Origin of the sequence: Streptomyces sp. NPDC048643 (assembly GCF_040650615.1) — a bacterium.
Classification (GTDB): Bacteria; Actinomycetota; Actinomycetes; order Streptomycetales; family Streptomycetaceae; genus Streptomyces.
Window position 1 is genome coordinate 1 of the sequence record NZ_JBEZHO010000077.1, and the last position, 13,013, is coordinate 13,013.

The 13,013-nt window shown below is 72.4% G+C and carries 13 protein-coding genes and 1 pseudogene; 5 read left to right on the forward strand and 9 right to left on the reverse strand.

What is annotated here, in order from left to right:
- Positions 1-203: 203 nt before the first annotated feature.
- Entirely contained in the window at positions 204-899 is a 696-nt protein-coding gene (locus AB0C62_RS39920) for a glycoside hydrolase family 75 protein (RefSeq protein ID WP_362981922.1), read from the forward strand.
- A gap of 143 nt (positions 900-1,042) precedes the next feature.
- On the opposite strand, the gene AB0C62_RS39925 is transcribed toward AB0C62_RS39920, so the two are convergent.
- From AB0C62_RS39925 to AB0C62_RS39940, 4 genes and pseudogenes are all read right to left on the reverse strand, one after another.
- Complete coding sequence (locus AB0C62_RS39925; protein ID WP_362981924.1) at positions 1,043-1,834, reverse strand: SDR family oxidoreductase; 792 nt, start codon at positions 1,832-1,834, stop codon at positions 1,043-1,045.
- 217 nt (positions 1,835-2,051) lie between these two features.
- A pseudogene (locus AB0C62_RS39930) lies at positions 2,052-2,844 on the reverse strand (methyltransferase domain-containing protein).
- A 474-nt stretch (positions 2,845-3,318) separates the two neighbouring features.
- A complete protein-coding gene (locus tag AB0C62_RS39935) occupies positions 3,319-3,903 on the reverse strand; it encodes a TerD family protein (protein WP_081220239.1) in 585 nt (194 codons plus the stop codon).
- A 312-nt stretch (positions 3,904-4,215) separates the two neighbouring features.
- Positions 4,216-5,169: a YafY family protein gene (locus tag AB0C62_RS39940; protein ID WP_362981926.1), complete on the reverse strand. Its 954-nt coding sequence runs from the start codon at positions 5,167-5,169 to the stop codon at positions 4,216-4,218.
- A gap of 39 nt (positions 5,170-5,208) precedes the next feature.
- On the opposite strand from AB0C62_RS39940, the gene AB0C62_RS39945 reads away from it, so the two are divergent.
- Both AB0C62_RS39945 and AB0C62_RS39950 read left to right on the forward strand, forming a co-directional pair.
- On the forward strand, positions 5,209-5,772 hold the full coding sequence (locus tag AB0C62_RS39945) for a hypothetical protein (RefSeq protein WP_362981928.1): 564 nt from the start codon (positions 5,209-5,211) through the stop codon (positions 5,770-5,772).
- Entirely contained in the window at positions 5,769-6,260 is a 492-nt protein-coding gene (locus tag AB0C62_RS39950; RefSeq protein WP_362981929.1) for a hypothetical protein, read from the forward strand. Before AB0C62_RS39945 ends, AB0C62_RS39950 begins: the two co-directional genes overlap by 4 nt.
- A gap of 18 nt (positions 6,261-6,278) precedes the next feature.
- On the opposite strand, the gene AB0C62_RS39955 is transcribed toward AB0C62_RS39950, so the two are convergent.
- The 3 genes from AB0C62_RS39955 to AB0C62_RS39965 all read right to left on the reverse strand — a co-directional run bounded on the left by AB0C62_RS39955 (position 6,279) and on the right by AB0C62_RS39965 (position 8,489).
- The gene (locus tag AB0C62_RS39955) at positions 6,279-6,995 is read right to left on the reverse strand and encodes a class I SAM-dependent methyltransferase (RefSeq protein ID WP_362981931.1); all 717 of its coding nucleotides are present in this window, start codon (positions 6,993-6,995) and stop codon (positions 6,279-6,281) included.
- Positions 6,996-7,000: 5 nt separating this feature from the next.
- A complete protein-coding gene (locus tag AB0C62_RS39960) occupies positions 7,001-7,306 on the reverse strand; it encodes a 4a-hydroxytetrahydrobiopterin dehydratase (RefSeq protein ID WP_351427059.1) in 306 nt (101 codons plus the stop codon).
- 112 nt (positions 7,307-7,418) lie between these two features.
- The gene (locus AB0C62_RS39965) at positions 7,419-8,489 is read right to left on the reverse strand and encodes an ADP-ribosylglycohydrolase family protein (RefSeq protein WP_362981933.1); all 1,071 of its coding nucleotides are present in this window, start codon (positions 8,487-8,489) and stop codon (positions 7,419-7,421) included.
- Positions 8,490-8,516: 27 nt separating this feature from the next.
- Here AB0C62_RS39965 and AB0C62_RS39970 point away from each other — a divergent pair, with 27 nt between their 5' ends.
- Together AB0C62_RS39970 and AB0C62_RS39975 are read left to right on the forward strand one after the other, a co-directional pair.
- On the forward strand, positions 8,517-9,359 hold the full coding sequence (locus tag AB0C62_RS39970; RefSeq protein WP_362981935.1) for a helix-turn-helix transcriptional regulator: 843 nt from the start codon (positions 8,517-8,519) through the stop codon (positions 9,357-9,359).
- A 145-nt stretch (positions 9,360-9,504) separates the two neighbouring features.
- Entirely contained in the window at positions 9,505-10,368 is an 864-nt protein-coding gene (locus AB0C62_RS39975; protein WP_362981937.1) for a helix-turn-helix transcriptional regulator, read from the forward strand.
- A 40-nt stretch (positions 10,369-10,408) separates the two neighbouring features.
- Here AB0C62_RS39975 and dnaK read toward each other — a convergent pair whose 3' ends face one another.
- Positions 10,409-12,310, reverse strand: a complete 1,902-nt coding sequence (dnaK, locus tag AB0C62_RS39980; protein ID WP_362981939.1) for a molecular chaperone DnaK — start codon at positions 12,308-12,310, stop codon at positions 10,409-10,411.
- Positions 12,311-12,453: 143 nt separating this feature from the next.
- Complete coding sequence (locus tag AB0C62_RS39985) at positions 12,454-12,879, reverse strand: OsmC family protein (protein WP_355874132.1); 426 nt, start codon at positions 12,877-12,879, stop codon at positions 12,454-12,456.
- Between the last annotated feature and the right edge of the window lie 134 nt (positions 12,880-13,013).

Below are 13,013 nucleotides of genomic sequence, written 5' to 3' on the forward strand. Positions count from 1 at the left end.
GCCTATCGCCTTGTTCCTGCCACTGACCTTGCGCCGGTGCGTACTGCTCATCGCGCGGACGCTTCGACGCGTCCGGGCCGACGGTGTTTTCACACCCTGGACCGGACCAACTCCGCGGAAGGTCTTGACGCGGTCATGCAAGGAGGGCCACCTTGTACGGCAACCCAGTAAGGAAAGTTTCCTAACAGAAGGGTTCCCCCACAGTGCGCACTCGAACACTGACCCTGTCCGCGGCCGCCTGCGCCGCGCTCCTCGCCGGCGCCGCCCTCCCGGCCCAGGCTTCCGGAACCGCCAACCCCCGCTCGGCGCAGGAGGGTTCGGTCAGCGCGGCCTCCCTGCTCGCCAAGGTGACGTCCTGTTCACAGATCTCCAGTGGCAAGTACCGCACCGACGAGGAGACGTCGGCCACGATTCCCGTCTGCGGCAAGAACGGCGCCGTGTTCTGGAAGGCCGACATGGACATCGACTGCGACGGCCAGGTCACCAGCAAGTGCAGCGCCGACACCGACCCCTGGTTCCAGGACGACACGGCCTTCCACCAGTCCAACGGCCAGCCGCTGCGCGCCGACTCGCTCCCCTACGTGGTGGTGCCGTCCACCAGCAGTATCTGGAAGTACACGAGTTCGGGCATCAAGGGCGGTGGCGTGGTCGCCGTCGTCTACAACAACAAGGTCGAGTACGCGGTGGTCGGCGACACCGGTCCGACGAGCATCATCGGTGAGGCCTCGTACGCCACGGCGAACGCGCTCGGCATCGACCCCGACCCGGAGACGGGCGGCACCGACTCCGGCGTGACGTACATCCTGTTCAAGAACTCGCAGGTGTCGCCCATCGAGAGCCACACCGCGGCCGTGACGCTCGGCAACTCGCTGGCCCAGCAGTTCCTGGCCAACAACTGACCCGACGTCGCACCGCTGTCGGCCTCTCCCCGTGGCGTGTCCGCGGGGAGAGGCCGGTGGTCGGTCCGCCGAGCCGGTGAGGCCGTTCGCGCGGCACGGCCTCACCGGTCACCGGTGCGGCGCGGCCTCCCCGGTCACGGGGTTCAGTTGGGCTGGCCGATCGGGCGGACCACCACGGTGTTCACGTCGACACCCGCCGGCTGCCCGACGGCCCACACGATCGAGTCGGCGAGCTGGTCCGCCGTCAGGAGATGCCCCGGCGGCAGACTCCCGTAGCTGTCCCAGAACGGGGTCTCCACCCGGCCGGGGGAGATCAGGGTCACGCCCACCCCGAACTCGGTGACCTGCCGGCGGGTGTTCTCGGCGAGCCCGGTCACCGCCCACTTGGTGGCGCCGTAGATGTTGCCGGGTGTGTTCACGTGCCCGGCCACACTGCCGATCAGCACGATGCGGCCCCGGCTCTCCTTCAGCGCGTCGATGGACGCCCTGATGAGCAGCGCGGGCCCGAGCACATTGGTCAGCACCATCTCGGACCAGCCGGCCGGGTCGCCCTCCGCGACCGTGTCGTGCGTCGCGAAGCCGGCGTTGGCGACGACGGTGTCGAGCCGCCCGAACTCCTTGAGCGTCGCCTCGACCGCCGCCCGCACCTGGTCGTACTCGGCCGCGTGTCCGACGAGCGTCAACAGCCCCTCGGGGTTGCCGAGTTCCTCCGCGAAGTCCCGCAGCCGCTCCGCCCCGCGCCCCGTGACGGCCACCCGATGCCCGGCACCGAGCAGCCGCCGCGCGACCGCGGCTCCGATACCGCTGCCACCTCCGGTGATGAGGGCCACCGGGGCATCGCTCCCGGTGTCGGCGCGGCTGCCGTTGCCACTGTCGGTGTCGGGGCCTGTGTCGGTGTCGCTGTCGCTGTCGCTGTCGGCGCCCGTGTCGGTCATCGTCTACCCCCAGAGAGTCCGGCCGGCCGCCCCACCGACGGCCCGTCCGCGGGCCCGCACTGACACGGACCGATGTACGGCGGACTCCGGGAGTCCATCACTTGGAGCGTTCTCGATGTCAAGGGGTGCCGGAGGTAGGGGGCGTGGGCACGGGGTCCGTCTTCCCGAGGGCCGCCCGTCCCCCGGGCCCTCGCCCGGCGCCGGGTCCTGCCGACCGCTACTCCGGCTTCACCCCCACATGCACCGTCAACGCGGTGAGGACGAACGTGTCGGTGCGGTGGTGGACGCTCGCCTTGTCGTCCGGGTCGAGGAGGCGGTCGAGGGTGGCGATGTCCTCGGGGGTGAGGCCCTCGGCGAGGCCGTCGCGTCGGCGCGCGAGGGAGGCGACGACGAAGGCGCGGGCCTCGTCCGAGAGGGGGGCGGGGAGGTCGACGAGGAAGGTGCGGGTCGCCGTGTGGCGCAGACCGACGGCGGCGAGCAGCGCCGGGCAGTTCCTCCCGCATCCGCGTGAACCACTCGTCGTGGACGGCGTCGACACGGGCCTGCAGGCCGGGCCGGCCGATGCCGATGTCGCGCGGCAGGAACCGTGTGGGCAGGCCGCCTTCGAGGAGGGCGAGCGTCCCGCCCGGGGCCAGACCGCGCACGAATCCCGCGAGGGCGGCGCGCTGGTCGCCGACGTGGTGCAGCGAGCGACTGGCCCAGACCAGGTCGGCGGGGTACTCGACGTCCCCGATGCCGTCCTGGAGTTCGGCCTCCACGGTGCTGAAGCGGTCGGCCACGCCGAGGCGTTCGGCGCGGGACCGGGCCTCCGCGAGCAGCGGTTCCGCGCCGTCCACGGCGACCACCCGCGCGCCGGGGAAGGTCTCGGCGAGCAGACAGGAGATGACCCCGGGGCCACTGCCCGCGTCCACGACCAGTCCCGGCTCGGGCCGCAGCTCGCGCAGCCACCGGGCGGCCTCGGTGTAGGCCGGGGAGAACAGCTCCGCCTCCCGCACCAGCAAGGGAAGCATCTCGGCGAAGTCCACGTGGGTGTGACCGTGGCTCTGGCCGTGCGCGTGGTGGTGTGCCGGAGCGCCGGCCGCCGAGGCCTGGTGGTGCGCCGGGTCGTGGCCGTGGTCGTGGTCCTGCGCCATGGCGGAAGCCTCTCTCCGGGGATGCCGACAGCGTGCCCGGCGCTCCCGGAAACGGCCAGCCGCCTTGCTCGAACGGCAAAAAAAGAGGGGCCTGCGCGCGGACGTGGGCAGGCGAGCCGACGGGGACCACTCGCGGTGGATCTCGCGATCCGTCGGGGGTGAGGCCGGTTGCCCGGCCCGTCGCGGGGCGCATCGTGGAGGGGGCTCGGGAACAGCGTCCGCCTGGCCCGAGAAGGCCGCGGCCCCCTCCTGCGGAGGGGGCCGCGCAGCCTCACGCCGTCGTGGGCGACGTCCGGTCGGCCGCGGCGGCCCGTGCTCGGACGCCTGCCGACGAGGACCGCCGCCCGTCGGTCACTTGCTGACGGCGAACCGCATGAGGGCGTTCTCGTCGCCCTGCTTGATCTTCCCCGTCAGATTGATCACCTGGAGCTTCCAGGCGTTGCCGTCGCGCTGCGCCTTGGCCACGGCACAGCCGTTGTCCTGCGACAGCAGGCTCGGCCAGATGTCGGCGACCTGCGTGCTGCTGCCCCCGGTGGCGTCGTACACCTTGAAGCTGATGTTGCGCGCCTTCTGGAAGGAGCTGCCCTTCTTGTAGGCGGCGGCGATGAACACGATGGACGTGATGTTGGGCGGGACCCGCGCGAACTCGACGGTCACGGTCTCGTCGTCGCCGTCCCCGCGCCCGGTCTGGTTGTCGCCGCTGTGCAGCAGCGAGCCGTTGCCCATCGGGTCGAGGGAGTCGAGGCCCGCGAGGCGCACCGGTTCGCCGCCCTGCATGGCGATGGCGATCAGGTCGAGGTCGGTTCCACTCTTGCGGCGCAGCGCGCCCAGCACCCCGCCGCTGCTTCCGGAGGTGGGGTCCCAGGACACCCCTATGGACAGGTGGGTGACACCGTCCAGATCCGCCGGGCCGTCTTCCTTGGTGAGCGTCATCATGCGTGGATCATCCTCTGCGAGATGGGACTGCGTCAGGCAAATTGTGCCTGGGGGCTTTCGGCCCGTGAGCCGGGGCCGTCGATCTGGGGCGTACCACTCCCTGTCCCTCGTCCTCCTCCTCTCCCCCGTCGTCCTCCGCTTCCTCGTCGTCACCTCGAAGAAGTCGCCGATCTCGTCGACGACCTCCGCGGCGACCGTGCCGCCGGCGCCGGCCGCCCTGTCAGAACTGACCGGGGTGGCAAAGAAGTTCCCAAGACACCTGATCGGAGGTGCTTTCCCGTCCGACGGGCCCGGTGGGCGGACGGGACGTCGTCACGTCCGCGGCGCGTACCTCCGGGCGAGTTCCGCGACCGTCGCGCTCAGGCGGGCGCGGAGTTCGGGAGGCTCCAGGACCTCGATCGCCGTGCCGAGGCGCAGGAAGTCGTCGTGGGCCCGGTCGACCGACTCGATGGGGACGGTGACCCGGGTCCAACCGTCCTCGTCCGTACGGCCGTCGTCCCCGACCGTCCGCCCCGTGAGGCCTCCGGGGTCCGCGCCGGGCGCGATCCGTACGACCGCCTCCGCCCGGTACAGCCGGTCGTGGAAGTCGCGCTGGTACCGAGTCCAGTACGCCGGCAGATCGAAGTCGTCCGGGCGGGTGAACTCCGCCCCAGGGCCGGCGAGTTCGAGGATCTGGTCGACACGGAACGTACGTGGTCCCGGGCCGGCGACGACGTACCAGCGGCCCGCCTTGAGGACGAGCGCGTAGGGCTCCAGGCGTCGCTCCACGTCGGTGGGCTCGCGCCAGCGGCGGTAACGGACGTGCAGCACGCGGCTGTTCCAGACGGCGTCCGCGACGGCGGGAAGGTACGGGGTCGCGTCGGCGTCCGCGTACCAGCCCGGCGCGTCCAGGTGGAAGCGTCCGGAGATGCGGTCGGCGTGCTCCCGCAGCTCGTGCGGGAGGGCGGCGCGCACCTTGAGCTGGGCGGCGGCGAGGACCGCGCCGAGGCCGAGTTCGGCGGCCGGTCCGGGCACGCCCGCCAGGAAGAGTGCCTCGGCCTCCTCGGTGGTGAGACCGGTGAGGCGGGTGCGGTAGCCGTCGAGGAGCCGGTAGCCGCCCGCGTGCCCCGCGTCCCCGTAGAGCGGTACGCCCGCCGCGCTCAGCGCCTCGACGTCGCGGTACACCGTCCGGACCGACACCTCCAGCTCCGCGGCGAGCTGGGCCGCGGTCAGCCGCCCGCGGGTCTGGAGCAGCAGGAGAATCGAGACGAGACGGCTGGACTTCACTGACACAGGATGTCAGTGAACCGGGCCTAGCGTCCGGCCATGGCTTCGACGACCTCCATGCATTCCACCGGCTCCGCCCGTTCCGCCGGTTCCCCTCCCGCACCCCCCACCTCCGGATCCCCGGGCGGCTTCCGGGAGAAGTTCCTGACCGTGCCGCCGCCCATCGAGGTGGCGGGGCGATGGATCAAGCGCTACCACGTCACCGCCGACCCGGCCGGCATCGAGCCCGACGTCGAGCGGGCGGCGTACGCGGCGCTTCCGGGGCTGCTGCCCGAGCCGGACGGCACTCCCCCGGCCACGTTCGTCGTCCTGCACCGGGGCGCCGACGACGCCGCCTATCTGAACGCCTACAGCTGGGTGTGGGACAACGTGCTGCACTTCCGGGGCGCCGCGGCGGGCCAGCCGGTCCTGGGCTGCCCGGACCGGGACCCGACCCGTTTCGTCAGCCCCGACCTCCCGTGGATCGGCTGTGTCTGGGAGCTGCCGCCGATCCTGCACGAGCGGGACGCCTGGGTGCGGCACCTGCTCGCCCCCGACGTGCCGGACCTGGAGGCCTACGTGGCCGACGCGCTGCCCGAGGGAACCACGGGCGGCCGGTCGTGAGCACCACCCACGGCGTCGCCACCGCACGCCACGACTTCGACTTCCTGCACGGCGACTGGGACGTCCTGAACACCCGGCGTACGGACTTCCTCGACCCGGACGGCGACTGGGTCCGGTTCCCGGCGACCAGCCGCTGCTGGAACCTGTTCGGCGGGGCGGCGAATCTCGACGAGCTGGACGTGCCGGGCCAGGGCTGGAAGGGGCTGACCCTGCGGCTCTTCGACGTGGAGACCGGCCGCTGGTCGCTGAACTGGTCGTCCAGCCGCAGCGGGAGGCTGTTCCCGCCGGTGCTGGGGAGGTTCGGGCCCGACGGGCGGGGGGTGTTCCTCGGGGACGACACCCACGGCGGCAGGGATGTCCGGGTGCGCTACGTGTGGTCGGGGATCTCGGCGACCACCGCCCGCTGGGAGCAGGCGTTCTCGCTGGACGGCGAGAGGACCTGGCTGTCCAACTGGACGATGGACTTCACCCGGCGGACGGCCGACTGAGCCGCCCGGCACGGGAGTTCAGGGCCTGCGAAAGGCCCGCAGCGTGAACTCCGGTTCCGGGCGGGGGCTGTCCGGGTCGGGCAGCGCCTCGGCACGGTCGGCGAGCCGGTGGCCGCCGGCTGCGTACAGCGTGCCGGCCCGGACCTGCTCGGCGACGCGGCGCGGGGTCCGGCCCTGCCCGTGGCCCCGGAACAGGGCCGTCCCGCCCGGTGTCAGGCCGCGCTCGGCGGCGTACGCGGCGACGCGGGCCGAGCCGTCCGCCGCGTGCCCGGCACGGTAGGGCGCGCACAGCGCGTCGATGTCGCTGCCGACGTCGTGGGCGGCGGCCTTGTCGACGGTGGTGACGAGGACGCCTCCGGAGCGCAGCAGCCGGGCGGCCTCGGCGACCACGGGCCGCGCGTCGTCCAGCAGACGCAGCAGCCAGACCACGGTCACGGCGTCGAACGATTCGTCCCGGAACGGCAGTCGACGGGAGTCGGCGCGGACGACGGCGCCGGGCAGACGGGTGGCGGCCCTGCGGGCCATGCCGTGCGCCGCGTCCGCGCCCAGGACCCGGAGACCGGGCCGCCCGGCGGCGATCCGCCGGGTCACGATGCCGGTTCCGCAGGCCAGGTCGAAGAGCGTCCGGGTGCCCTCGGGGATCAGGGTGAGGACGGCGTCTGCGGCAGCGGCGGCCCGTGGCTCGCCGCCCCGCGTGGCGTCGTACCGGTCGGCTTCCCTGTCGTAGTCCAGCACACGGGTCAGTGTGCCCCGTGGCCCGGCGCGAGGTCCTCCACCCTGCGGGCGAGATCGAAGTCGAGGGCGGTGACGGCGCCGCCGACGCTGTGCGTGTTCACGGTGAGGGCGATCGTGTCGTAGCCGAGCGTGAGGTCGGAGTGGTGGTCCAGCTCCTCCTGCACCTGGGCGATGTGCACGACCATCGCGGTCGCCGCGAAGTGCGAGGCGAGCCGGTAGGAACGGGCGAGCCGGTCACCGTCGAGGGACCAGCCGGGCAGCCCCGCGAGCCGCTCCTCGATGTCCTTCTGCGCCAGCGGTTCGACGGCCATGAGCGGGTTCCCTTCGTACGGCGGAGCCGGGACGTTCCCTCAGCGTGCCACAGCTCCGGGGACCCGGCCGGGCGCCACCGGGACCTGCGCCGGCCCGCCGGGCCGCCCCGGCTCAGCGCCGGACGCACTCCGCGGCGAGGTCGTCCGCCAGGAGGGTGATCGTGGCGCGGCCCTCGACCTGTTCCAGCCACGCGTGCGGCAGCCCGTGGTCCCCGTGCAGGGCGCCCAGGAGGTTGCCGCACAGCGAACCGGTGGAGTCGCTGTCGCCCGAGTGGTTCACGGACAGCAGCAGCGCGTCGGTGACCGCGTGCTCCACGAGGGCGCAGTACACGGCGATGGCCAGGGCCTCCTCGGCGATCCAGCCGGCGCCGAGCGACTCGACCTTCTCCGCGCTCGGAGCACCCTCGGCGGCGAGGTCGAGGGCCCGGTTCAGCGCCGCCGTGGTCTCCTCGTGGGCCGGGTGGCGGGCGAGCAGCCGGAGCGTGCGCAGGACCGCGCCCTCCAGGGACTCCCCGGCGACGAGGTGGGTGACGATCGCGGCGAGCGCGCCGGACGCGTAGGAGGCGGTCGGATGGCCGTGGGTCATCTGCGAGCAGCGGGCGGCCATGGCGAACGCCGACTCGGCCGAGGTCCGGGTGAGTCCGAAGGGCGCGGAACGCATCACCGAGCCGCACCCCTTGGAGTCCGGGTTGACGGGTCCGGGCGGGCCCAGCTCGCTCGCCGGGTCGGGGCAGTACTCGCGCTCGCGGAGCCCGGAGAGGCAGGCGTTGCCGGGTGCCCGGCGGGCGTAGAGCCAGGCCTGCGCGGCGAGTCCGCCGCGCAGGTCCGGGGCGGGCCCGGGCGCGGTCTGGGTGTCCAGCCAGCGCCCGTACGCCATCCGCACGAGCCGGGACCAGCCGCCGCCGATGCCCTTGTGGCGCTCGCGCGCGTGCGCCTGCTGGAGGCCCTCCACGGTGAACAGGGTCATCTGGGTGTCGTCGCTGACCAGGCCGACGGCGCCGGAGCCGTCGGCGACCGGGCCCCGCACCCCGCGCGGGCCGTGCGCGGCGCGGATGCCGTCCAGCGCGTCGAACTCGACCGGGTAGCCGAGGGCGTCCCCGAGCGCGCCGCCCAGCAGACAGCCGCGGACCCGCGCCCGGTATCGGGCTTCCGCCTCCCAGGACAGGTTCCACAGCTCGTTCACGTGCCACTCCTCGACTACGGTCCTCGTATGAGCATTGTCCCGCCCGGTGCCGCCGGCTCCTCAAGTGCCCCCGCGGCGAGCGGCGTCGGCCCGCTGCTGCGCGGCTGGCGGGAGCAGCGGCGGGTGAGCCAGCTGGAGCTCGCGCTGCGGGCGGGCTCCTCGGCGCGTCACATCAGCTTCGTGGAGACGGGCCGGTCACGGCCCAGCGAGGAGATGGTGCTGCGGCTCGCCGAGCACCTCGACGTGCCGGTGCGGGAGCGCAACGCGCTGCTGCTCGCGGCCGGTTACGCCCCGCACTATCCGGAGACACCGCTCGGCGACCCGTCGATGGACGCCCTGCGCGAGGGGGTGGAGCGGCTGATCCAGGGCTACGAACCGTATCCGGCGCTGGTCGTGGACGCCACGTACGACGTCCTCGCCGCGAACCGGGCCATCGCCATGCTGCTGGACGGTGTCCCCGAACGCCTCCTGGTGCCGCCGCTCAACGCGATGCGGCTGACCCTGCACCCGGAGGGCCTCGCCCCGCGCATCCGCAACCTGCGCGCCTGGCGGGACCATCTGCTCGCCCAGATGGACCGGCAGATCGCGCTGCGCCGCTCGGAACCGCTGCGCGCGCTGTACGAGGAGGTGGCCGCGTATCCGGTCCCGGACACGGACCCGGAGCCGGCCGGGGACGACGAACCCCTCGGCGCCGTGGCGTCCTTCGCGCTGCCGATGCGGATCGAGCACGAGGGGCGGGTGCTGTCGTTCATCTCCTCCATCTCCACGTTCAACACCCCGATGGACGTGACGGTCGCCGAACTCGCCATCGAGACGTTCCTCCCGGCGGATCCCGCGACGGTCAAGTACCTTCACGCGTTGTCGTCCTGACGACCCCTCATTCGTCCGGAACCCCGGGATCCCGTGCCGCGCACGACAAAGCGGACGATGCGCGACCGCGTCGCGGCCGACCCGTGATGCTTCTTCACGGACATGGCACACTGCACCCATACTTCGGCGCGTGGGGAGGCGTGGCGTGAGTGAGCGGCGACCCGCGCCCACCGTGGGGCAGGTGGTGCTGGGGCGGCGGCTGCAGGAACTGCGCGAGGCGGCCGGTCTGAGGCGTGAGGAGGCGGCCCGGGTTCTGCGGGTCGCCCCGGCGACCGTACGGCGGATGGAGATGGCCGAGGTCGCCCTCAAGATCCCCTACGTACAGGTCCTGTTGACGACGTACGGGGTGAGCGACGACGAGACCGCCGCGTTCGTCGCGCTGGCCGAGGAGGCGAACCGGCCCGGCTGGTGGCAGCGGTACCACGACGTGCTGCCCGACTGGTTCAGCATGCACGTCAGCCTGGAGGGCGCCGCCCAGCTGATCCGCTCCTACGAACCGCACTTCGTCCCCGGGCTGCTCCAGACCGAGGACTACGCGCGGGCCGTGCTGGAGGCCGGGACGGTCGGGCAGACGGGGCCCGAGGCCATCGAGCGGCACGTGGCGCTGCGCATGAAGCGGCAGGCTCTGCTGACCCGCGCGAACCCACCCCACCTGTGGATCATCATGGACGAGACGGCGTTGCTGCGTCCGGTGAGCATTCGGGGCGAGGTCATGCGCGACCAGATGGCGCGGCTCCTCGAATGGGTCGAGCTCGACCATGTGACGCTCCAGGTAGCGGAGTTCGCGAACGGCCCGCACCCGGGGACGTACACCTCCTTCACGCTGTTCCGGTTCGCCGAACCGGAACTCCCGGACGTCGTCTACAGCGAGTACGTGACGGGCGCCCTCTACCTCGACGCGCGGGAGGAGGTGGCCCTGCACCTGGAGGTGCTGGACCACATGACGGCGCACGCCGCCTCCGCGCAGCGCACCAAGGAGATCCTGGAGGAGTGCCGCCGGAGCTTCTGAGCCCGCTCCCGGTGCGGGCGCGGTGCGGGAGGGCCGGCGGCTATGCGGCGCCGTCCCTCGTGTCCCGGTCCCGGTCCTGTGGCCGGTCCGCTTCCCGGTCGTCCTCCACGATCTCGGCCTCCACCACGCCCTCGTCCTCGCCCGCGGCCTGCTCGGTGGGCGACTCGTCCTGCGGGGGCGTGCGCTGCTCGGTGCGCGCGTACATGGCCTGGCCCATCTGCTGGCTGACGGTGGCCAGTTTCTCGATCGCCGTGCGCAGCGCGGCGGTGTCGGTGGAGGAGTCGTCCAGGAGCTGCTTCAGGTCGGCGGCGGCGGACGCGACCTCCGTCTTCGTCTCCGCGGGGACGCGTTCGTCGTTCTCGCGGACGAACCGCTCCGTCTGGTAGACGAGTTGCTCTCCGTGGTTGCGGGTCTCCGCGGCCTCCCGGCGGCCCCGGTCCTCCTCCGCGTACTGCTCGGCCTCGCGCATCATGCGGTCGATGTCGGACTTGGGCAGCGCCGAGCCGCCGGTCACGGTCATCTTCTGTTCGCGCCCGGTGGCCAGGTCCTTCGCGGAGACGTGCATGATCCCGTTGGCGTCGATGTCGAAGGCGACCTCGATCTGCGGGACCCCGCGCGGCGCGGGCGGCAGCCCGGTGAGGTCGAAGACACCGAGCTTCTTGTTGTACGCGGCGATCTCGCGTTCGCCCTGGTAGACCTGGATGCCGACGGAGGGCTGGCTGTCGGCGGCCGTCGTGAAGATCTCCGAACGCCGGGTGGGAATCGTGGTGTTGCGTTCGATGAGCGTGGTCATGATGCCGCCCTTGGTCTCGATGCCGAGGGACAGCGGGGTGACGTCGAGCAGCAGGACGTCCTTCACGTCGCCGCGGATCACCCCGGCCTGGAGCCCCGCGCCGACGGCCACGACCTCGTCCGGGTTGACGCCCTTGTGCGGCTCCTTGCCGGTGAGTTCCTTCACCAGGTCGGTGACGGCCGGCATCCGGGTGGAACCGCCGACCAGGATGACGTGGTCGACCGCGGCCAGTTTCACGCCCGCGTCCTTGACGGCCTGGTGGAAGGGCGTCCGGCAGCGGGCCAGCAGGTCGGCCGTCAGCTCCTGGAACTGGGCTCGCGTCAGCTTCTCGTCGAGGTGCAGGGGGCCGTCGGAGGTGGCGGTGATGTAGGGCAGGTTGACCGTCGTCTCGGTGGACGAGGACAGCTCGATCTTGGCCTTCTCGGCGCCCTCGCGCAGCCGTTGCAGCGCCATCTTGTCGTGGCCGAGATCGATGCCGTGCGCGGACTTGAAACGCTGGGCGAGGTGCTCGACGACCCGCTGGTCCCAGTCGTCGCCGCCGAGCCGGGTGTCGCCGTTGGTCGCCTTGACCTCGATGACGCCGTCACCGATCTCCAGCAGCGACACGTCGAACGTGCCGCCGCCCAGGTCGAAGACGAGGACGGTCTGCTCCTCACCCCGGTCGAGGCCGTACGCCAGGGCCGCGGCCGTCGGTTCGTTGACGATCCGGAGCACCGTGAGACCGGCGATCTCGCCCGCCTCCTTGGTGGCCTGGCGCTGCGCGTCGTCGAAGTAGGCGGGCACGGTGATCACGGCGTCCGTGACGTCCTCGCCCAGATAGGCCTCGGCGTCCCGCTTCAGTTTCTGCAGCACCCGCGCGGACAGCTCCTGCGCGCGGTACCGGGTGCCGTCGATGCTGCCCGACTCGGGAAATCGCCAGTTCACGTCGCCCATGTACCGCTTCACGGACCGTGCGGTGCGCTCCACGTTCGTCACGGCCTGGCGTTTGGCTACCTCGCCGACCAGGACCTCGCCGTTCTTCGCGAAGGCCACCACCGAGGGTGTGGTGCGCGCGCCCTCGGCGTTGGCCACGACGGAGGCCTCACCGCCCTCCAGGACGGCCACCACCGAGTTCGTCGTACCGAGATCGATCCCGACCGCACGTGTCATGTCCGTCCCCTTCCAGAAGGGCTCTGTCCGCCCCCCAGCACAGGACGCGCGTACCCGCTTGTCAATGGCGCGTGGCGCCCGGGCGGCGGCGGACACGACGATGCCGCGCCCCCCGAGGGAGACGCGGCACCGGTGCGTGCGCGTCAGGCGAGCTTCGCCGACAGGGTGATCGGCGTGCCGGTCAGGGCCTGGCTGACGGGGCAGTTCTTCTTGGCGTCCTCGGCCGCGGCCACGAAGCCGTCGTTGTCGAGGCCCGGCACCGTGCCCTCCACGGTGAGGTGGATGCCGGTGATGCCCTCGCCCGGCTGGAAGGTGACGTCGGCGTTGGTGAGGAGCTTGGTGGGCGGGGTGCCGGCGCCCGCGAGGGCGTGCGACAGCGCCATCGAGAAGCAGCTGGAGTGGGCGGCCGCGATCAGTTCCTCGGGGCTGGTCTTGCCGTTGGCGTCCTGCGCCCGCGACGCCCACGTCACCGGCTGCTGGCCGATGCCGGAGGAGTCGAAGGTGACGACGCCGTTGCCCTCGAGCAGGTTGCCTTCCCACTCGGTGTGTGCGGTGCGCGTGGTAGCCACGGTGATTCCTTTCGCGTATGGTCCCGTTGCCGGGGTCCGTGCTCCCATCCGATCACACCCGGGACCGGTGCACCCCACGGATGGGGGTGCGACCTGCCGGGCGGTGTCCGGGATTTCCCCGGCAGCGGGCGGGC